The organism is Flavobacterium sp. NPDC079362 (assembly GCF_050267765.1).
In the GTDB taxonomy this organism is placed as follows: domain Bacteria; phylum Bacteroidota; class Bacteroidia; order Flavobacteriales; family Flavobacteriaceae; genus Flavobacterium; species Flavobacterium azizsancarii.
The window spans coordinates 1-21,592 of sequence record NZ_JBNNFM010000049.1 but is presented as its reverse complement, the minus strand read 5'-3'; the positions used below and the strand labels follow the sequence as shown (position 1 = coordinate 21,592).

The window sequence follows — 21,592 nt, the reverse complement described above, 5'->3', positions numbered from 1 at the left end:
AGTTCGCCAATTCGGCTTTGCCTCGGGTCAGGTTTCAAGTTTGAAAATTGAATCTCAATCTTGATTCGTTATCTAATTATCTAATTGAAAAATTATCTAATTAATTTTCTCTGAAATTAGCTTACCTTTGCCGACTGAAAAAAGAAACAGATGAAGTTTGATTTATTGAAAAAAGATCCGCAATCTAAAGCGAGAGCGGGAAGTATTACTACAGATCACGGCGTAATCGAAACGCCTATTTTTATGCCTGTCGGTACGGTTGCATCTGTAAAAGGAGTACACCAACGCGAGCTAAAAGAGGATATAAATCCGGATATTATTCTAGGAAACACCTACCATTTATATTTACGCCCACAGACTGAAATTCTTGAAAAAGCAGGAGGATTGCATAAATTTATGAATTGGGATCGTAATATTTTGACTGATTCTGGTGGATATCAAGTGTATTCTCTTTCTAATAACAGAAAAATTAAAGAGGAAGGTGTGAAGTTTAAATCACATATTGATGGTTCATATCATTTTTTCTCACCAGAAAGCGTAATGGAGATTCAGCGTACGATTGGAGCTGATATTATTATGGCTTTTGATGAATGTACGCCTTATCCTTGTGATTACCGATATGCACAACGTTCGATGCACATGACCCACCGTTGGTTGGATCGTTGTATTGGTCATTTAGATAAATTACCTTTTAAATACGGATACGAGCAAACATTTTTCCCAATTGTTCAGGGAAGTACTTATAAAGATTTACGTCAGCAATCTGCTGAATATATTGCCAATTCAGGACAGCAAGGAAACGCAATTGGAGGTTTGTCAGTAGGAGAACCAGCTGAGGAAATGTACGCCATGACCGAAGTTGTTTGTGAAATTTTGCCAGAAGATAAACCACGTTATTTAATGGGAGTTGGAACTCCAATTAATATTCTTGAGAATATTGCGTTAGGTATTGATATGTTCGATTGTGTTATGCCAACTCGTAATGCCAGAAATGGTATGTTGTTTACCGCAAACGGAACAATCAATATAAAGAATAAAAAATGGGAAGATGATTTTTCTCCAATCGACGAAATGGGACATACTTTTGTAGATACTGAATATACAAAAGCGTATTTACGTCACTTATTTGCAGCTAATGAATATTTAGGAAAGCAAATTGCCACGATTCATAATCTTGGTTTTTATATGTGGTTGGTTCGTGAGGCCAGAAAACATATCTTAGCAGGAGATTTTAGACCATGGAAAGAAATGATGGTTAAAAATATGAGTCAAAGACTATAAGAAAGTTTCAGGTTTCAGGTTTCAAGTTTCAAGTTCTTCACTGAAACCGGAAACTTGAAACAAATAAAACTTGAAACTTAAAACAAAAAATCTATGCTGACAATAATAGATAAGTATATTCTAAAAAGATATTTGGCCACTTTCTCGGTGATGATCTTATTATTTATTCCAATTGGAATTGTAATTGATGTCTCTGAAAAGGTGAACAAAATGCTGGAAAATAAAATTCCGTTTAGCGCAATTGCGATCTATTACTACAACTTTACCGTTTATTTTGCGAACTCATTATTTCCAATATTTTTATTTTTATCCGTAATTTGGTTTACCTCAAAACTGGCAAATAATACAGAGATTATTGCAATTTTAAGTTCGGGAATTTCATTTACACGTTTCTTGCGTCCCTATATTATTGGCGCGTCTATCGTTTCGGTTTTTGTGCTTCTAATGGGATTTTTTATTGTTCCTGCAGCAAGTGAGGGATTCAATAATTTTAGGTATACGTATCTGAAAGGTAATGGAAAAGTCGAAATGCGAGGTAATAATACCAATGTATACAGACAGATTAATGATAATGATTTTATTTTTGTAAATAGTTTTAATGAAGAGTCTAAAACGGCTTTTAATTTTACATTAGAACATTTTGAAAAAGATCAGTTGATCTATAAAATTACGGCTAGCCGAATTAAATGGGATCCGAAAAAAAAGACCTACACTTTGTATGATTATACGAAAAGAACGCTTGGAGAACTGAACGATAAAATAGAGAAGAGCCCTGAAAAGAATGTGCCTTTTAAATTTGAATTGGCAGATTTAACTCCGGTAGTTTATATTGCAGAAACTCTTCCGTTAGGAAAACTGATCGATTTTATTGAGAAAGAGCGCAAAAGAGGTTCGGGAAATATCAATACTTATTTAGTCGTGCTTTATAAAAAGTATAGTGTACCGGTGTCCGCTTTTATTTTAACAATTATTGCTGTGGCAGTTTCGTCAATGAAACGTCGTGGTGGTATGGGAACGAATCTTGCAATTGGAATTGCGATTGCCTTTTCATTTGTGTTTTTTGATAAAATATTTGGTACTCTTGCTGAAAAATCTACATTCTCACCTTTATTAGCTGTCTGGTTCCCAAATATTGTTTTTGGAGTTTTGGCAGTCTACTTATTACGTAATGCGAAACGATAATTTAAAAAGTTACCTAAATCTTCATTTAATTGTTTTTATATGGGGGTTTACGGCTATTCTTGGGGCTTTAATAACTATTGATGCCGAAAATTTAGTTTGGTTCAGAATGCTTCTTGCGGGAGTTTTTCTTGCAGCTTTTATAGTCTATAAGAAACAGTCTTTTGTAATATCAGCGACATCTTTTGCCAAATTAATTTTTGTGGGATTGTTGATTGCGCTTCATTGGATTTTCTTTTTCAAAGCCATTCATGTTTCTAATGTCTCAATTACTCTTTCGATATTTTCGTTAGGTGCTTTTTTTGCTTCATTATTAGAACCGCTTTTTTACGGAAGAAAGATTTTATTCTATGAAGTTTTTTTCGGTTTGATTATCATCGCCGGATTAGCCTTGATTATGCAAGTAGAAGTAAAATACCTGCACGGAATGTATTATGCTTTGGCGTCGATTATTCTGGGTGTTTTGTTTACTTTAATGAATGGAAAGTTGATATCAGATCATGAACCGTCAGTTATTACGTTTTATGAGTTTGGAGCCGGAGTTTTCTTTATTTCAATTTATTTTTTAATACAGGGAAAATTCACTGCAGATTTTTTTACAATGTCATTAAATAATTGGGTTTTATTATTGGTCCTGGCCTCAGTTTGTACAGCTTATGCGTTTACGGCATCAGTGAAAGTAATGCAGAAATTAAGTCCGTATACAGTAATGTTAACCACTAATTTAGAGCCTGTTTACGGCATTATGCTGGCTTATTTTATTTTGGGAGGAAAAGAGAAAATGAGTACAGAATTTTATATTGGCGCCCTGATTATTGTAATTACAGTGATCTTAAATGGCGTTTTTAAACATTACAAAAATAAGAAAGAAGTGTAATAATTTCCTTATTTTTAAATTACATTTTTATATTTTAAATACGATTTAATCACACCAATGATATAATATTTTTATATTTGCGGTTCGATTTACAAACAAAATTCAAAAATCCATGGAATATTTAGATTTTGAGCTTCCAATAAAAGAACTTGAAGAACAGTTACAAAAGTGTGTTATAATTGGAAAAGAATCTGATGTTGATGTAACGTCTACGTGCAAGGAAATCAACAAAAAATTAGAACAAACTAAAAAAGAAATATACAAAAATCTTACGGCTTGGCAACGAGTTCAGTTATCAAGGCACCCAAACAGACCTTATACTTTAGATTATATCAGAGCAGTTTGTGGCGATACATTCTTAGAACTTCATGGAGACAGAAATTTTAAAGATGATAAAGCGATGGTTGGCGGATTAGGAAAAATAAACGGTCAGTCGTTTATGATAGTTGGTCAGCAAAAAGGTTTTAATACTAAAACACGTCAGTACCGTAATTTTGGTATGGCAAACCCAGAAGGATATCGTAAAGCTTTGCGTTTGATGAAAATGGCAGAGAAATTCGGAATTCCGGTTTTAACTTTAATAGACACTCCTGGTGCATATCCTGGATTAGAAGCTGAAGAAAGAGGACAAGGGGAAGCAATTGCCAGAAATATTTTCGAAATGGTTCGTTTAAAAGTGCCAATTATCACGATTATCGTTGGTGAAGGTGCTTCAGGAGGAGCTTTAGGAATTGGTGTTGGAGATAAAGTATACATGTTAGAAAACACGTGGTACTCAGTAATTTCTCCAGAATCATGTTCTTCTATTTTATGGAAAAGCTGGGAGTACAAAGAACGTGCTGCCGATGCTTTAAAATTGACTTCATCTGATATGAAGAGACAAAAATTAGTTGATGATGTAATACCGGAACCACTTGGTGGAGCACACTACGACCGGGAAACTACTTTTAAAACAGTAGCAGAATATATTACCAAAGGATATAATGAATTGAAAGACTTATCAACAACGGACCTGATTGCCCAAAGAATGGACAAATACAGTAAGATGGGTGAGTATAAAGAGTAAATTCATGTAAAATGATTTAAAATCCGAAGCCTTACAGTTTCGGATTTTTTTTGGTTATGAACAAAATAGACTTATTTATAAACAATTAATAGTTATAACTCGATAGCAATTTTTTTTTAAATTTTGCTACTTTCGCTATATGGAAAATTTCAAAAATGTAAAACCTGCAAAGGTAGATAAAACCACAATTATTAATTTAGAAAAAGGAAAACTTCCTCCGCAAGTGCTTGATTTAGAAGAAGCTGTGCTTGGGGCGATGATGATTGATAAAAAAGGGGTAGATGATGTAATTGATATTTTACAAGCCGATGCTTTTTATAAAGATGCACACAAATTTATTTTCGAAGCAATCGTTCAACTTTTTACCGATACACAGCCAATTGACTTATTGACGGTTTCGAGTCAGCTGAAAAAAAATGGAAAATTAGAATTAGCAGGAGGAGATTTTTATCTAATTCAGCTTACACAAAAAATTGCCTCTTCTGCGCATATCGAATTTCACTCCCGTATCATTCTTCAGAAGTTTATTCAAAGAAGTTTGATCCGAATTTCGTCTGAAATTATCGAAGCGTCTTATGATGAAACAACAGACGTATTTAATTTGCTGGATCAGGCCGAATCAAAATTATACGAAGTAACACAAGGAAATATAAAGCGTAGTTCTGAAACTGCACAAAGTTTAGTTTTACAAGCGAAAAAACGTATTGAAGAAATTTCTAAACAAGAAGGATTAAGTGGTGTTGAAACCGGTTTTACCAATTTAGATAAACTGACTTCCGGATGGCAGCCAAGTGATTTAATTATCATTGCAGCAAGGCCGGCGATGGGTAAAACAGCTTTCGTACTTTCGATGGCGAGAAATATTGCCATCGATTTTGGACATCCAGTGGCATTGTTCTCTTTAGAGATGGCTTCTGTCCAGTTAATTACCAGGTTGATTTCGTCTGAAACAGGATTGTCATCAGAGAAATTACGTACAGGTAAATTAGAACCTCATGAATGGACAATGTTGAGTACCAAAGTAAAGAACCTGGAAAAAGCTCCTTTGTTTATTGATGATACACCATCTCTTTCTATTTTCGATTTAAGAGCAAAATGCCGTCGTTTGGTTTCGCAACACGGGATCAAAATTATTATTGTAGATTATTTGCAGTTGATGACTGCCGGAGGAAATAGTAAAGGAGGAGGAAATCGTGAGCAGGAGATCTCTACGATTTCCCGAAACTTAAAAGCTTTGGCAAAAGAGCTTAACGTTCCCGTAATTGCACTTTCTCAGTTATCGCGTGCTGTTGAAACGCGTGGATCCAGTAAACGTCCTTTGCTATCGGATCTTCGTGAATCCGGGGCGATTGAGCAGGATGCTGATATTGTTTCGTTCTTATACCGACCTGAATATTACAAAATTGAAGAGTGGGATGATGATGAAGCTTCTTCAACTACCGGGCAAGCAGAAATTATGATCGCGAAACACCGTAATGGTGGTATCGAAAACGTCCGATTGAAATTTATTGGACACCTTGGAAAATTTGATAACCTGGATGATTTCTCAGGTAACTATGACGATTTGCCATCAAAAATGAATCATGAAGAAAACCCATTCATAACTAAAAGTTTGCCATCGCCTAATGAAGCGTTTGGCAGTAATTTAAATGACGACGATGACGACAGCGATGTTCCGTTTTAATCAAACAATTAAGCCTCTTTAAGAGGCTTTTTTTATGTCTAATTGTTAATGTTTTTTGATAAAATTCAGTAGTTTAGCCAAACAATTGATTCCAACAATTGTAAATTAATTAATAACCAAAAACAAATTATTATGTCTAAAGAACAAAATCTTGAAAATTTAGGAGGTGTAGAAGTCGAATTGTCTGTTGCTAAAACCTGGACAGCACATTACCGTAAAGCCAGCAGAGAAGAAGAAGAGGCAGGAAGAAAAACGGATGCGTATCTTATTCCGTTAGCAACTTTAAAAGCAGTATTAGAAAATCCAATAGATGCTGTTCGAGCTTATAAAGCTATTAATAATGCAGGAGAGCAGGTTTTGGTTTTTGTAGGAACTAAACTAGATGAAAAAGGAATCTATAGAGATGTGTTCTTCTCAGGTAATGAAATCGAAGAAGCTCAAGCAGTTACTTACGACGCAACCCGCCCATGTCCTCCTTATGGAGATCCGGCTAGTCCGCTTGTATAATGGATGATTTTTTGATATACTTTGGTTATTTTATTTTAGTAATCAATGTAGGTTTATATTCATATAGCTTTTTTCGAAAGGAAAAAGCTAATGTTTTTTTATTACTTTACTTGGTGTTTTCGCTCTTAGTGCAATTTGGAATGGAATTTCTGTATCACTTAAAAATGAATAATTTAGTGCTGATGAATTTTTATTTTTTAGAACAAATGGTTTTATTGGGATTGTTTTACAGATCATTATACCAGCAGGTAGTTCAAAAGAAATTTGTCTTGATAGCTCTAGGCCTTGCTTTGCTGATTTTAATATCGAGACTTGTTTATGATCCGAGTTTACAGTTTAAATTTAATTTATTTCAAATTACTATCACTTCTTTATTAACGGTAGTTTTTGCGCTAATTCATTTTTATAACATGCTTACAGAAAATAAACAATATTATTATCTTACAATAGGGGTTATTGGTTATATGTTTGGAGGAACGGTTTTATTCTTACTTGGTAATCTAACCATCGGATTAAGTGACGATTTTAAATATCTTAGCTGGAGATTAAATGCTTTTTTATTTATTGTTTATCACTTTTTTATTTTATTTGAATGGGTAAAAAGTTTTTCCAAAAAGGGGGTTAAGGTATGAGAGAAAATCTTGGTTACGAGAAAGAAATAGTTACAATTATTTTGTACACCTCTTGTTTTCTAATGGTTGTTGCAGTTTTTTTGGTAGTGTTCTTTTATTTTTCAAGAAAAAAAATCATTCAGAAAGAATTAGAAAAAAGAGATTTAGAAATTTATCTGAACAAAGAACAATTGCATGCTGTTATTATAACTCAGGAAGATGAGCGAAAACGAATTGCCCAGGACCTGCATGATGATATTAGCTCTAAACTTAATATTGTTTCATTGAATGCACATTTGCTTTCTGCACCAAATCTAACTGAAGCCGAAACAAAGGAGATTACAGAAAATATTATCAACCTGACAGCAAAAGCATTGGAGAATTCCAGAAAAATTGCCCATAATTTATTGCCGCCGGTTTTTGAGAAATTTGGGCTTAATGCAGGTATAGAAGAGTTATGTGAAGAATTTGAAAGTAGTAAATCTGTAAATGTAAATTATACTAATGAGCTGGATTTAGATGATAAAGACATTGATCGCCATTTGCATGTGTTTAGAATTTTGCAGGAATTAATGAACAATTCATTACGTCACGGAAAAGCAACTCAAATTTGGATAGCTTTTAAAAATGTAAATGGAATTAATACCTGTAATTATGAAGATAACGGAGTTGGCTTTGATAGTAAAAAAGCTGATAATCAAAAAGGACTAGGAATGAAGAACATTGATAGCCGAATTTCTTTTTTAAACGGAACCATTAATTTTACCGCTGAAATAGGAAGTGGTTTTGCCGTAGTTTTTACTTTTTAAGCTAAAATTCAAGAAACAAACATGATTTTTAGCCAATATCTTGGTATTCTTAGGTCGTTTTCGTTTCATATTTTGTAATTTCGGCAAACCAAACGACCAAAATCAAATAAAATGAGTGCCGCTATTAAAATTGCTTTAGTCGATGACGAAGTTTTATTCCGCAAAGGAATTGCCTTCTTATTGCAAAGAGAAGATAATATCGATATTATTTTTGAAGCATCCAACGGAGAAGAACTTCTTGCTAGTTTAGAAGATAGTTTATTCAAACCGGATATTATTGTGATGGATTTGAAAATGCCAGTCTTAAATGGTGTCGAAGCTACAAAAATCATCAGAAAATCATATCCTGAAATTAAAATAATAGCTTTAACAAGTTATGATTCAAAATCATTTATTGCAAATATGATTCAGGTTGGAGCAGTTGCATATTTAATAAAAAATACAACTCCAAAAGATTTGATCCATACAATCAATCAGGTAGCAAAAAAAGGATTTTATTATAATGAAAATGTTTTAAAAACAATTCAGGAAACTATCGTCTCCACTAAAAATTCAAAAGGAAATTTAGAAACAAGTTTTCTTTCGCCCCGCGAAGTAGAGATCCTTCAACTTATTTGTCAGCAAAAAACGACTACAGAAATTGCTGAACACCTTTATTTAAGTCCGAGAACTGTAGAAGGACATCGTAACAATTTACTGCTAAAAACAGAATCCAGAAATATTGCGGGATTAGTTGTGTACGCAATTCAAAATGAAATTGCTGTCTTAACAATTTAATTTTAGCTTGTTAAAAATTGAATTGACAATACATAATACAAAATAATACTTAGTACAAGTAAGCATAAGCCTATTTTTTGCATCACATTAAATCCCTTTGGTTGATTATTACTATCATTAAACTTCATGGTTTTGGTTTTTCATTGATTAGTTTGATGATCTGGGATAGCAAATGTAGTAATAAAATATCTTTGGCAAATAGGTGTTTTTACCTGATTTTCAGAAGTGAAGAAATAAAATTCAATTCTGTGTAAAGGCTTATTTAACATTTATTGATTTATAAAACACCTATATCTATTGTGTTTTTTAATGCTTCCTTTATATCTTTACTAAAATAATTTTATAATGAATAAGAGTTTAGCTTGTATTTTCATATTTCTACTTTCATTAACTGCAAAAGCATCGTTTATCTTAATTCCGATGGACGAAACGACACAACAAAATCACCTAAAAGCATACGGAATAACCTATTGGTGCTTAAGTAAAGATTATAAGGCAAGTTGGTTGCTTAATTATCGTGGAGGTTCATTTTTACTTCCGGATGCAGATGAAATTCGCAAAGAATGTAAAATTAGAGGTGTAAGTTTTGAAGTACTCTCAGATAGTGAAGAAGCTTCTATTTTAAATGATATTTCAAGTCCGTCACAAAATATGGAATCCGTTATTTTAGAGAAAGCACCTAAAATTGCAGTTTATACTCCAAAAGGAAAACAACCCTGGGATGATGCCGTAACATTGGTTTTGACGTATGCGGAAATTCCTTTTACGCCAATTTATGATGAAGAAGTTTTAAGCGATCAATTGCTGCTTTACGATTGGTTACACCTGCATCATGAAGACTTTACCGGACAATACGGGAAATTTTATGCCGCATATAAAAATACACCGTGGTATATCGAACAAAAAAAGGATGCCGAAGCTCTGGCTGCAAAATTAGGATATAGCAAAGTATCACAGGAAAAAGGCGCAGTCGCAAAAAAAATTAGAGATTTTGTCATTGGTGGTGGTTTTATGTTTGCTATGTGTTCTGCAACTGATAGTTTTGATATTGCACTTGCAGCAGATGGTGTTGATATCTGTGAAGCAATGTTTGATGGAGATGCAAGCGAATCGAATTACCAGTCAAAATTAAATTACGCAAACTCGTTTGCGTTTAAAGATTTTGTATTAGAAAGAAAACCAGAAGTTTATGAATTTTCGGATATAGATATGACCTCGAAACGTAGAATTCCTATGGAAAAAGACTATTTTACATTAATGGAATTTTCTGCAAAATGGGACCCAATTCCAAGTATGTTGTGTCAAAACCATACGCAATTAGTAAAAGGTTTTATGGGACAGACAACATCCTTTGATACAGCATTAATAAAATCTAATGTATTAATAATGGGGACTTGTGAACTTAACGGTGAATCAAGATACATTCATGGTGAAAAAGGAAAAGGTATGTTTACCTTTTTTGGAGGACACGACCCTGAAGATTTTCAGCATCAGGTAGGAGATCCTCCAACAGTTTTAGATTTACATCCCAATTCTCCCGGATATCGTTTGATTTTGAATAATGTTTTGTTTCCGGCAGCAAAAAAGAAAAAGCTTAAAACGTAATTACTTCAAAGAAAATTCAAACCAAATAGGAATGTGATCAGAAATTCTTCGGGCTTCTTTCAAAGAATTAAATTTTGTATAAAACGGAATTATACCTGAATTAATATAAATCACAGAATCTGTTTTATAGAACATATTATCAAACTCAGATGCTAAACAAGTTTCATTGATGCATTTCTGTTTTAATGTCGTTTTTTGTTTTTGTAAAATAGGAGAGTAACCCATCTTTTTCAACGGATTAAAAACAGTGTGTGATTGCGGGCAATTAAAATCACCTGTAAAAACAAGATTCAAATTGGGATATTGGAGCGGTAGAAATTTAAAGTATTTAATTTCTGTTTCCGGTTGCTTACTTTTTGTTATAGCATGATAATTAACCAGTGTTACTGTCTTTTTTTCAATCTCGAAAGTTGCAAAAAAAGGTTCACGATCAATTTCCAGATGATATTTTTTTTCCAGCCAGGTATTCCCTTTTAGTTTTACCTTGCTAGTTTTCCATAAAAAAGCATAACGTTCAGTTTTATAGCTGGTACCACTTGTAGGATCACTAATTGCATAATCCCATTTTGAACCTTTTTCATTCAGTATCATTGCGAGTTTTGCGACAGCCTGAGCGCCTCCATATCCGGCAACAACTTCCTGAATTGCTATAATATCATATGATGCAATTGTATTGACAATAAAATTTAATTCAGATTCAGATTTTGATTTTCCAAAGTTCTCTAAATTCCAGGAGAGGATTTTAGTTTGCGAAAAGGTAAGGCAAGTAAAAAGTAAGAGAACAAAACTTAAAATATATTTCATGCAGTATTTAAAAATTCAAATATAAGCATTTCAAAATTTTATAATAATTGTTTCTTCTTACTTCAGCACATTTTAAATAAAAACGGCCTGCCTGTTAGTTTTTTTTAAGAAGCAATCGATTTAATGCTTCTTATATCGGTTTTTTAGAGCAGTTCCAATAATTATTATCTGCAAAACAAGCAAAGCAGGTATAAATATGATTTTCCAATCTACCTCCAGCCATCCTGTTTTTTCCGAAACGAAAGCAAAACTTAATGATAGGAAAAGACAAAGTAACATCGTTTTCATTATAATTTTATTTTTAGTAGTATTAATTTTTAAGTTATAAACTTGTTTTAAGCTTCTACCAAAACTAATTTTAGGTTTAGGTTTCATTAGGTGGTTAATAAATTCTAAACAAAATTAAATGTATTATAAATCATTTCCTTACGGGAATCCGTAAAAGCACTATAAAATTTACACCAATCCAAAATCTTTGGCAATAGCAATAAGATGCACATTATTGTTAGCCTTAAAATATATTTTTAATTTATTGATTCGTTTTTCAATACTGCTCGTTCCGTTAGGAGTTATTGATGAAGCCTTAAATTCACTTGATATATTCTCTAATATATATCCCTGAGCCAAAAGTTTTAAGATTGAAATGTCGTAAGATTCGATCTCAATTAAAGCCTTGTCATTAAAACTAAAAGACAGATCAGAAGAAAGTATTTTCTCTTCATTTCTAAAAGTTCCCTCAATAGCTTTTTTCAATTCAGAAATGCTGTTTCTTCCTTTAGATACATATGCATTAATCCCTAAATCGTAAAAAAGAGATTTTATGCGATAAGATTTGTCTTCTATCGAGAATACAATTTTTTTTAATTTGGGCTGAACAGCGTTAGCCGCTTCAATAAGTTCTTCGCCGTTAGAAAGATTTATAGTACGATGATCAGATTTAAACGATAAGTCACTTATCAGTAAATCATAAGGTTCCTTTTCAATCAAAGCTCTTTTGATTTTTAATAAACCATCGTCACAATATTTAACGTGATCAATTGTAGGAATATTTAAGTCTTCAAGTACTTGAATAACTGCTATACTTATACTATCTAAATCTTCGGCAACTAATACTTTTTTGAACATACGATTGTGTTTATAAAGGAAATGAGAAGCTTAATCTAAAGCCTTTTTCTGAATTATTGTCAAAAATAATATTTCCATTTATAGTTTTAATACGGCTTTCCACATTTTGTAGTCCATTTTTTAAATTTAGTACTTCATTTTGAGTTCCAAGCCCGTTGTCATTATAAATTACAGTCAAATTTTTGTTGATCATTTTAAAAGAAATACTGACCAATGTCGCTTTACTGTGTTTTTTCATGTTCGAAAACAGCTCCTGTATAATTCGATAAAGAATTATTTTTTTATTTTTTTCGATTTCGCTCCAGAAAATCAAATCAAATCCATTCAGTATTATATTTACATCAGATGTTTTGTAACCCGATATCATTTCCTTTAATGCGATGTTATAATTATGATCAGTAATAATAGGACTGTTTTCTTTAGAGATGTTTCTGGTTCTCGAATAAATATTTTCAAGATTATTTAGCAAGTGTTCTTTGTTTTCGCCCAGTTTAAGATCTGTGCTTTTTGCAAAATTCAATGTAGTATAGACATCATTAGCAAGTTCATCGTGTAATTTTTTAGAAATACGCATTTCACTTTCCAGAATTGCATGATTCTTTTCTTTTTTTCCTTTAGTAATCAAATGAAAATAAAGAAATAAACTTAGTATAGAAGTAAACAAGATAATGATATAAGAAATGATATTTCTATTTTTCTGTCTTTCTAACTGCAATTCATTTTCTACTTTTTGTTTTTTAAGCTGAAGATTTTCAGTTTTATCTTTTTGCGAAGTATATTTAATATTAGAAAATTGATTCCTTGCTTGTTGTCTTGCAGCAGTAATGCTATCAATTATTTTGATATAATTTAAGGAATATTTTTTTAATTCATTTCCCTCGCTATTTTTAATTGCTAAGGACAAAGCATTAGTTAAGTCAGATACATTTTTTGTTTTTAGAGCCTCTCTATATGTTTTTTTAGCGTAATGTTTTGCTAATTTAGGATTCGTTTTTTCAAAAAATACAGCAAGATGCTTATAGCTCAAAATTAATGATTCCGGTGTTTTGTGTCTTAGTCTTATATTTAGAGCTTCATAAAGTAGCTTAGAGGCAGTTTTAGAATCACCTAGTCTATAATAACAGAACCCTAAATTATCAATTACATAAGAATAATTGTCATAATCAATTTCTTCATGCTTAGAAACCCTTTTTTGAGTTGATAATATTAAAAGGATTTTTTTGGCTTCCCTATATTTTTCCTGATTCATATAAACCGCTGCCAGATTATTTAAAGCAATATATTTTCTCCAGGCACTTGATTTTAAGGAAATCGCCTTCTTAAAATAGACTATTGCATTATTATAGTTGTAGCTATTAGTATAGTTTATCCCCAATTGATTGTAAACAATCCAGGAATACCTAGGGTTTTTAATATGTTTTAAACAAGGTAATGCCGCAGTAGCATTTGCTTCACTGGCGATATAATTCCCTTTGCTCATTTGCAGTTCAGAAAGACAGGATAGTGCATATACATAATCGATAGTATTTGTATGAGGATCGCAAATGTTTTTGACTTTGTTAAAATAGAAATAGGCACTGTCTATTTTATTAGAGTCATAAAAAACATCCGCCATATCTGTAAGTTTTTTTATCTCAACAGAATTATCTTTTTTACTTGAGATCGAATGAGTTTCTTTTTTGTAATAGTTAAGTAAAAAAAAGATTGCTCCCAGTAACAGTATTGCTACAGGATATTTTAAAAAGTCTCTATTTTTTAGTAGATAAGTTAACTTTCCCATTATTGTAAAGGAAATTTAAAAAAAACTTTAAAACCTTTATGTGGAGCAGAATCAATATTAATTTCTCCGTGAATATTCAAAATCCGATTTTCAACATTATGAAGTCCATTTTTGAAAGTTATACTATTAAGATCAACACCTTTCCCGTTATCCGTATAATTGATAATAATGCTTTCATCCGAAATTTTAAAATTAATTTCGACTATTGAAGCATTACTATGTTTTTTCATATTGACAAGTAATTCCTGTAAAACCCTGTAGATCGTTGTTTTAGTATTTTTTTCAATATCATGCCAGTTTATAGAGCCCAATTTATTTATAATAACACTAATTTTTGGTGTACCAAACCCGGCAATCATTTCCCTTAATACCAAAATATAATTTTTATCAAAAATAATAGCGCAATTTTCTTTCGACATATCAGATGTTCTGGAGTAAATAGCATCTAAATTATTTAGTAATTTTGCTTTGTTTTCGGCTAGAGCTAAATTCTTGTTTTCGGCAAAAGCCATAGTATGATAGATATCGTTCGCAAGTTCATCATGTAGCTTTTTTGCAAAGCGAGTTTCGCTGTTATAAGTAGCTTCAATTTTTTCTCTATTTCCCCTCAGAGTTAAATAGAAATAGAGAATTGTGAGTAAACTTAAACTTAAAGCAATAACAACATAAGAAACTATATTTCTATTTTTTTGTTTTTCCAGTTGTAGTTCATTTTCTGCCTTATAGGTTTTAAGTATGAGATTTTCATTTTTTTCTTTTTTAGAATCGTACTTAATTTTGGCAAATTGGTTTTTAGCTTTTTGTTTTGCTTCAAAAATACTGTCAACTAGATTGACATAAATAATCGAATGTTTTTTTAATTCTTCACCAGAACTATTTTTGATAATTAGTTTTAAAGCAGAGAGTCTTTCATCAGCATTATTTATAATACTAAATTGCTCATAGCTTATTAACATGTATCTTTTGGCTAATGCAGGATTAATTTTTTCGTAGTATTTTGCAAAATGAAGATAGCTTTTCCCTAGATCAAAGGACCATTTTCCCTTTTGTCTTATTTCAAGACTTTGGTTAAAAGAATCAATAGCCTCCTTTAAATTATTTATTTTAAAGTAACAAAATCCTATATTATCCATTACTTTGGCATAAAACCGATCGTCGTTTGTTACTTCTTTTTTTTTAATTAGAGAAAGAAAAATGTCAAGAGACTCATAGTATTTCTCCTCTTCCATTAATATAACTGCAATATTATTTTGGGCTGCTAACTTTTGCCATGGTTTTATTTTTAATCCTAATGCCTTTTGATTGTATAGTATTGCCTTTTTATAATCATAGGTGTTTAAGTAATTAATGCTTAAAGTAATATAAGTATTCCATGCGAGGTCATGACTCTTCGTATATTGCAGATATTTTAAAGCCTCAATAACCGTAGATTCACTCCCAGTATAATCCCACTGAGATTGTTGAATATCCGCCATTCTATTTAAAGATCTGACGTAATTTTCTACATCCGTTTTAGGGTTGCAAATAAATTTCACTTTATTGTAGTAGTAGAATGCGCTATCAAATTTTTTAGTATCATAAAAACGATCTGCGATACCAATTAATTTTTCAACTTCAGGTTTTGTGCTTTTTTTGGTTGTGATATTTTTACTTTTTTGCTGGCAGGAAACAAAGGCAAAAAAAGCAAGAAATAGATATATAAAGAGACGCATTATATGTGGTTTCATGCGCCAAAAGTAAAGAATTTAAGTTCTTAAAAAAGAGTATAAATACGGTATTTTGTTTAATTTTAAAAATATTGTTTGTCCTGATTTACAATTATATACAGGCGATGTGTTAGTATTTGTAAGTAACGCCTGTATATTAGTGTAAAACCTGAATTCTTAAAATTACACAGCTCTTAGTCCTGTTGCTATTGCTAATCTGTTCCATGAATTAATAGTGATAATAACCAGAATGATCTCAGCTAAATATTTGTCTTCAAATAAGCGGGCTGCATTTTGATATACTTCATCAGAAACATGATTGCTAATCATAGTAATTTCTTCGGTCAATGCTAGAATTGCTTTTTCTTCTTCAGTATAAACGTCAGCTTCACGCCATGCATTTAATAAATAAATACGTTTTTCGGTTTCACCATATTTTCTGGCATCTGCCGTGTGCATATTAATACAAAAAGCACAACCATTTATTTGTGACGCACGAATTTTTATTAACTCCTTATGAGTAGAAGTTAAAGAAGTAGTTGCACTATATTTTTCTAAATTAATTAAAGCTTCATAGGCTTCCGGAGCAACTGTTGGGATAACGATTCTTGGTTTCATTTTACTTGTTTTTTAATGTTGATACAAAGTTGAGGCATATCTGCTTAAAAAAACTTGAACTACTTCAAGAAATACAGTTATACCTTTCCGGCACGTATTTTACTCATGAATTCAGCAGAAAAATCGAGATAGGAGGCAAGCATATATTGCGGGACACGTTGTACAAATTCCGGGTTCAGATTGTTAAAGTGATGATATCTTTCTTCTGCTGACATCGTAAACAAAAACTTAATACGCATTTGAGCAGCGCCAAATGATTTTTGAGCAACAATTCTAAAGTAACGTTCCAGTTTTGGAATCTGAATAAGAATGGCTTCTAGTGTCGCTTTGTCTAAGGCAATTACCTCCGACTTCTCGACAGCTTGTATGTAGAAATGGGAAGGAATCGTATTATGATAACTTAAATAATCTGTAATCCACCAATTTTCGATTCCAAATTGAAGAGTTTGCTCAGTTCCTTTCGAATTTATAATGTATTGTCGCATACAACCTTTTATAATAAAGTGCAATGTATCACAAACTTGACCTTCCTGTAATACGAGTTCTTTTCTTTTAATGGTAGTGACGTTCAAACAAGATTCTAAAATATCAGCTTCAGAAGGTTCTAATGTTATAAATTTTTCAATATGTTGCAAAAGTGCTTTATGCATGTTTATGATTTAGATTATATGCAAATGTACTTTTTAAAATCGTTTTTAAAATTTAGAGTTAGTTTATCTTTTTATATCATTAACTTAATATGAAAAAATACTGTAAATGCAAAAAGCCATTCGTGTTAACGAATGGCTTTTCTATGATAAGTAAGTAATCTAAATTGAGTTTATAAAACGTTTATTTTACTTTGTTAAGTATTGCTTTGAAAGCTTCAGGGTGATTCATTGCTAAATCTGCAAGAACTTTACGGTTCAATTCGATTCCGTTAGCTTTTACTTTCCCCATGAATTGAGAATAAGAAATTCCTTCTAATCTAGCTCCAGCGTTGATACGTTGAATCCATAAAGCACGGAAATTTCTTTTGTTTTGTTTTCTATCGCGGTAAGCGTAGCACATTGCTTTCTCTACTGCATTCTTAGCAACTGTCCAAACGTTTTTACGTCTACCAAAGAAACCTTTGGCTTGCTTCATTATTTTTTTTCTTCTTGCTCTTTTGGCAACTGAATTTACTGCTCTTGGCATAATTTTAATGTGTTTTTGTAGCAGGCGTCCTGAATTAAATCAAAGGAACTTAAAAGCCATACTCCAAGGTTATATAAATAATTTTTAACCTAAAGAAAATCTTTAGTCAAAGGTTTTAAAAGTCAAATGTCAAAAGTTTGAACTTTGCAACTTTAAGACTTTACAACTTTAGACTTATATTAGATAATTCTTAATTGTTGTTTGATGCTTTTCATATCTGTTTTGTGAACTAGCGCTGAATGTGTCAAAGCTAATTTACGTTTTTTAGATTTTTTAGTCAAGATGTGACTTTTAAAAGCATGCTTTCTTTTAATCTTTCCAGAACCAGTAACTTTGAAACGTTTCTTGGCGCTAGATTTTGTTTTCATTTTAGGCATTTTTCCTAGTGTTTTAATTTATTCTTACTTACTTATATTTTCAAAAGCTTTAGGCTTTAAGCTTTAGACTTTAGGCAAAAGTTTACAATAACAATTTGCTTAAAGCTTAGAACTTATTGCTTATGGCAAATAATTATTTTTTTTTCTTCGGAGCAATGAACATAATCATTCTCTTTCCTTCCAAAACTGGCATAGCTTCCACTTTACCGTACTCTTCTAAATCTGTAGCCAAACGCAGTAATAAAATTTGTCCCTGATCTTTATAGATGATAGAACGACCTTTAAAGAAAACGAAAGCTTTTAATTTAGCACCTTCTTTTAGGAACTTCTCAGCATTCTTTCTTTTAAATTCGTAATCGTGTTCATCTGTTTGAGGACCAAATCGAATCTCTTTTACTACAACTTGTGTCGACTTTGCTTTTAATACCTTATCACGTTTCTTTTGTTCGTAAACAAATTTCTTGTAATCCATGATTTTACAAACCGGCGGCTCAGCATTTGGCGAAATTTCAACCAAATCCAATTCGAATTGATCCGCTAAACGTAAAGCCTCTGCAAGCTTAAATACACCTGGTTCGATGTTCTCGCCTACTAGTCTTACTTCTTGTACACCACGAATAAGGTTATTTATTCTGTGTGCATCTTTTTTTTCTACTCGAGGTTGATAACCTCTGTTGCTTCTTATTGCTATGACTTTATAATTTAAGTTAAACTGTAAAAACTTTTAATGTCTTTTTTATTTCTTCGTTTACAATAGCGACAAATTCATCAATTGTAACTGTAATATTCCCTTTTCCTTCTTGACCGTGACGACGGATCGAAATAGTTCCGTTTTTCTCCTCTTCCTCACCTACAATAAGCATAAACGGTATTTTTTGCATTTCAGCATCTCTAATTTTCTTACCAATAGTCTCGCTTCGGTTGTCAATTAGGGCGCGAATTTCGTGATTTTCTAGCAAATCTAAAACTTTTTTAGCATATATTTCGTATTTCTCGCTCAAAGACAAGATTATAGCCTGTTCCGGCATTAGCCAAAGTGGGAAATTTCCTGCTGTGTGTTCTAGTAAAATTGCTATAAAACGTTCCATCGATCCAAAAGGAGCTCTGTGAATCATAACAGGGCGATGTAATTCATTATCAGCACCTTTATAAGTCAATTCAAAACGCTCAGGAAGATTATAATCCACCTGAATAGTCCCTAATTGCCATTGTCTGCCTAAAGCATCCTTAACCATAAAGTCAAGTTTAGGGCCGTAAAAAGCAGCTTCGCCATATTCAACAACAGTATTCAGTCCTTTATCGGCTGCAGCATTAATAATTGCATTCTCTGCCTTCTCCCAGTTCTCGTCAGAACCAATATATTTGTCCCTGTTTTCCTTATCTCTTAATGAAATTTGAGCAGTAAAGTTTTCAAAGCCTAAAGAACCAAATACATAAAGAACCAGGTCAATTACTTTTTTAAACTCTTCATCCAATTGTTCAGGAGTACAAAAAATGTGTGCATCATCCTGGGTAAATCCTCTAACACGAGTTAAACCATGCAATTCGCCAGATTGCTCATATCTGTAAACAGTACCAAATTCAGCATAACGCTTAGGTAAATCTTTATAAGACCAAGGTCTTACATTATAGATTTCACAGTGATGAGGGCAGTTCATAGGTTTCAATAAAAACTCTTCCCCTTCAGCAGGAGTGTGAATAGGTTGAAAACTATCGGCACCATATTTTGCATAATGACCAGAAGTAACATAAAGCTCTTTCTGTCCAATATGTGGAGTAACTACTTGTTCGTATCCGGCTTTCTTTTGTGCTTTCTTTAAAAATTGCTCCAAACGATCTCTAAGTGCAGCGCCTTTTGGTAGCCACAAAGGTAAACCAGCACCAACTTTTTGAGAAAAAGCAAATAATTCAAGTTCTTTACCTAATTTACGGTGATCACGACGTTTAGCTTCCTCAAGAAGTTCAAGATATTCAGTTAAATCTTTTTGTTTAGGGAACGAAGTTCCGTAAACACGAGTCAACTGTTTGTTCTTTTCATCACCTCTCCAATAAGCGCCGGCAACACTCATGATTTTAAAAGCCTTGATGATTCCGGTATTTGGGATATGTCCACCTCTACATAAATCAGTAAAAGTAGCGTGATCACAAAACGTAATAGTTCCGTCTTCAAGGTTAGAAATCAACTCAGTCTTGTAAACGTTGTCCTTATATAGTTCTAGTGCATCTGCTTTACTAACAGGGCGCATTTTAAATTCATGTTTCCCTCTTGAAATCTCAAGAACGCGATCTTCAATCTTTTTAAAATCAGCATCAGTGATCTTTTGGTCTTCAAAATCTACATCATAATAGAAACCGTTTGAGATTGCAGGTCCAAGAGTCAATTTGATTCCAGGAAACAATTCTTCAAGCGCTTGCGCCATTACGTGCGAAGTGGAGTGCCAGAAAGCTTTTTTTCCTTCCGCATCATTCCATGTATATAAAATAAGACTACCGTCGGTCGTCAATGGAGTTTCGGTTTCTATTGTTGTACCATTAAAAGATGCCGAAATCACGTTTCTTGCAAATCCTTCACTAATGCTCTTAGCAACCTCCATCGGAGTTATGCCAGAAGCAAACTCTCTAATTGACCCGTCGGGTAAAGTAATCTTAATCATTGTTTATAATTTTGTGAATGCAAATATAAAGCATTACAAAAACACATACAATATATATATACATGTTTATGCGATAATATATATGTTAGTTAGTTTTGATCATTAATACAAAGGTATATTTGGGTATTATATAAGGTAAGATTTCCATCGCCCAATCCGGCAGGTTTTCAAAACACGTAGGGTTTGTTTTTACTACCTATATATAAGAGTAGTTTTTATCCGGCTGAAAGATCCCGATAGTTTTTTTTGGGATTTTGGTTTTTTTTAGAATTTGGGGTTTAATAAAGATCAGGAGTTATTTCCCGCTATCCGTTCCAATCTTTTGTGCCGAACCCCGACACAAGGATTTCCACTACTATCGGGGCTAGGGCAGTAGTTTTCATGAGAAGAACATTTGCAATAAGTATAAAGAGAACTTAACGTTTTATCAGAGATAGCAATCGGAATTCCGATAAACCAGAAAACACAAGGAAAAGCAGGCTTTGCGTCTTAGGGTCTTCGTGGCAAAACCAGCGCCTTTTACGGTAAAACCAGCATAAACCAGTTAATCTGGAGAAAACTCAAAAAGAAATCGGATTGTAAAAAACACCAAACCAGCGACTTAAGAAAAAGATTAAAAATACTTTGAAAAAGGTATTGTTTTACTAAACAAACCACCTACTTTTGCACCCGCAACAACGACAGACGTTCACTGAAATACTGACAAGCCTTACTAATCAAAACGAAAATTTATTTTCTAAAAAAGATTCTGAAAAGCTTGTGAGATTTGAAAACAGATGTTACATTTGTACCCCGCAAAACAACGGAAGTTCATTGATAGATTGGTTGGAAAATGAGAAGAAAAGGAAATGAAAATTTCCCAAAAAAAAACTTCAAAATTTACTTGCCAGTTGAAAATAAATTTTCTACTTTTGCACCCGCTTTGAGAAACAAGCGAAACAAAAAAGAAGACACGT

General features: G+C 32.5%; 21 protein-coding genes. 10 read left to right on the top strand and 11 right to left on the bottom strand.

Going from position 1 to position 21,592, the window contains the following annotated elements; all coding sequences use genetic code 11:
- Positions 1-150: 150 nt before the first annotated feature.
- The 10 genes from tgt (at position 151) to ACQKCJ_RS23130 (ending at position 10,396) form a co-directional block, all read left to right on the top strand.
- Entirely contained in the window at positions 151-1,281 is a 1,131-nt protein-coding gene (gene tgt / locus ACQKCJ_RS23175; RefSeq protein ID WP_271338346.1) for a tRNA guanosine(34) transglycosylase Tgt, read from the top strand.
- Positions 1,282-1,374: 93 nt separating this feature from the next.
- The gene (locus ACQKCJ_RS23170) at positions 1,375-2,463 is read left to right on the top strand and encodes an LptF/LptG family permease (RefSeq protein WP_427403022.1); all 1,089 of its coding nucleotides are present in this window, start codon (positions 1,375-1,377) and stop codon (positions 2,461-2,463) included.
- The gene (locus tag ACQKCJ_RS23165; protein ID WP_271338344.1) at positions 2,450-3,337 is read left to right on the top strand and encodes a DMT family transporter; all 888 of its coding nucleotides are present in this window, start codon (positions 2,450-2,452) and stop codon (positions 3,335-3,337) included. The genes ACQKCJ_RS23170 and ACQKCJ_RS23165 overlap by 14 nt, the downstream gene beginning before the upstream one ends.
- A gap of 112 nt (positions 3,338-3,449) precedes the next feature.
- Positions 3,450-4,403, top strand: coding sequence for an acetyl-CoA carboxylase carboxyltransferase subunit alpha (locus tag ACQKCJ_RS23160; RefSeq protein ID WP_271338343.1), 954 nt, complete (start codon positions 3,450-3,452; stop codon positions 4,401-4,403).
- A 139-nt stretch (positions 4,404-4,542) separates the two neighbouring features.
- Positions 4,543-6,087 (top strand): replicative DNA helicase, encoded by a 1,545-nt coding sequence (dnaB, locus tag ACQKCJ_RS23155; RefSeq protein WP_271338342.1) that lies wholly within the window; start codon positions 4,543-4,545, stop codon positions 6,085-6,087.
- A 132-nt stretch (positions 6,088-6,219) separates the two neighbouring features.
- The gene (locus ACQKCJ_RS23150; RefSeq protein ID WP_271338341.1) at positions 6,220-6,594 is read left to right on the top strand and encodes a hypothetical protein; all 375 of its coding nucleotides are present in this window, start codon (positions 6,220-6,222) and stop codon (positions 6,592-6,594) included.
- Positions 6,595-6,758: 164 nt separating this feature from the next.
- Complete coding sequence (locus ACQKCJ_RS23145; RefSeq protein ID WP_271338340.1) at positions 6,759-7,226, top strand: hypothetical protein; 468 nt, start codon at positions 6,759-6,761, stop codon at positions 7,224-7,226.
- Positions 7,223-8,014, top strand: coding sequence for a sensor histidine kinase (locus ACQKCJ_RS23140; protein WP_271338339.1), 792 nt, complete (start codon positions 7,223-7,225; stop codon positions 8,012-8,014). The genes ACQKCJ_RS23145 and ACQKCJ_RS23140 overlap by 4 nt, the downstream gene beginning before the upstream one ends.
- A gap of 111 nt (positions 8,015-8,125) precedes the next feature.
- On the top strand, positions 8,126-8,791 hold the full coding sequence (locus ACQKCJ_RS23135; RefSeq protein ID WP_427403021.1) for a response regulator: 666 nt from the start codon (positions 8,126-8,128) through the stop codon (positions 8,789-8,791).
- A gap of 345 nt (positions 8,792-9,136) precedes the next feature.
- Entirely contained in the window at positions 9,137-10,396 is a 1,260-nt protein-coding gene (locus ACQKCJ_RS23130; RefSeq protein ID WP_271338337.1) for an asparagine synthetase B, read from the top strand.
- Here ACQKCJ_RS23130 and ACQKCJ_RS23125 read toward each other — a convergent pair whose 3' ends face one another.
- The 11 genes from ACQKCJ_RS23125 to thrS form a co-directional block, all read right to left on the bottom strand.
- Positions 10,397-11,200, bottom strand: coding sequence for an endonuclease/exonuclease/phosphatase family protein (locus ACQKCJ_RS23125; protein ID WP_271338336.1), 804 nt, complete (start codon positions 11,198-11,200; stop codon positions 10,397-10,399).
- Between the two features lie 120 nt (positions 11,201-11,320).
- Positions 11,321-11,575: a hypothetical protein gene (locus tag ACQKCJ_RS23120; protein ID WP_427403020.1), complete on the bottom strand. Its 255-nt coding sequence runs from the start codon at positions 11,573-11,575 to the stop codon at positions 11,321-11,323.
- An 81-nt stretch (positions 11,576-11,656) separates the two neighbouring features.
- On the bottom strand, positions 11,657-12,325 hold the full coding sequence (locus ACQKCJ_RS23115; protein WP_271338335.1) for a response regulator: 669 nt from the start codon (positions 12,323-12,325) through the stop codon (positions 11,657-11,659).
- Between the two features lie 10 nt (positions 12,326-12,335).
- On the bottom strand, positions 12,336-14,105 hold the full coding sequence (locus ACQKCJ_RS23110) for a tetratricopeptide repeat-containing sensor histidine kinase (protein ID WP_427403019.1): 1,770 nt from the start codon (positions 14,103-14,105) through the stop codon (positions 12,336-12,338).
- On the bottom strand, positions 14,105-15,832 hold the full coding sequence (locus tag ACQKCJ_RS23105; RefSeq protein ID WP_271338333.1) for a tetratricopeptide repeat-containing sensor histidine kinase: 1,728 nt from the start codon (positions 15,830-15,832) through the stop codon (positions 14,105-14,107). The genes ACQKCJ_RS23110 and ACQKCJ_RS23105 overlap by 1 nt, the downstream gene beginning before the upstream one ends.
- Before the next feature lie 162 nt (positions 15,833-15,994).
- The gene (locus ACQKCJ_RS23100) at positions 15,995-16,429 is read right to left on the bottom strand and encodes a carboxymuconolactone decarboxylase family protein (RefSeq protein ID WP_427403018.1); all 435 of its coding nucleotides are present in this window, start codon (positions 16,427-16,429) and stop codon (positions 15,995-15,997) included.
- A gap of 77 nt (positions 16,430-16,506) precedes the next feature.
- Complete coding sequence (locus ACQKCJ_RS23095) at positions 16,507-17,079, bottom strand: Crp/Fnr family transcriptional regulator (protein WP_271338331.1); 573 nt, start codon at positions 17,077-17,079, stop codon at positions 16,507-16,509.
- 181 nt (positions 17,080-17,260) lie between these two features.
- Positions 17,261-17,605, bottom strand: coding sequence for a 50S ribosomal protein L20 (rplT, locus tag ACQKCJ_RS23090; RefSeq protein ID WP_056246768.1), 345 nt, complete (start codon positions 17,603-17,605; stop codon positions 17,261-17,263).
- A gap of 179 nt (positions 17,606-17,784) precedes the next feature.
- The gene (rpmI, locus tag ACQKCJ_RS23085; protein WP_022827375.1) at positions 17,785-17,982 is read right to left on the bottom strand and encodes a 50S ribosomal protein L35; all 198 of its coding nucleotides are present in this window, start codon (positions 17,980-17,982) and stop codon (positions 17,785-17,787) included.
- Between the two features lie 133 nt (positions 17,983-18,115).
- Positions 18,116-18,673: a translation initiation factor IF-3 gene (gene infC / locus ACQKCJ_RS23080; protein WP_371296044.1), complete on the bottom strand. Its 558-nt coding sequence runs from the start codon at positions 18,671-18,673 to the stop codon at positions 18,116-18,118.
- Positions 18,674-18,689: 16 nt separating this feature from the next.
- Positions 18,690-20,636 carry a threonine--tRNA ligase gene (thrS, locus tag ACQKCJ_RS23075; protein WP_427403017.1) on the bottom strand — a complete coding sequence of 649 codons (1,947 nt, stop codon included), beginning with the start codon at positions 20,634-20,636 and terminating at the stop codon, positions 18,690-18,692.
- Positions 20,637-21,592: the final 956 nt, after the last annotated feature.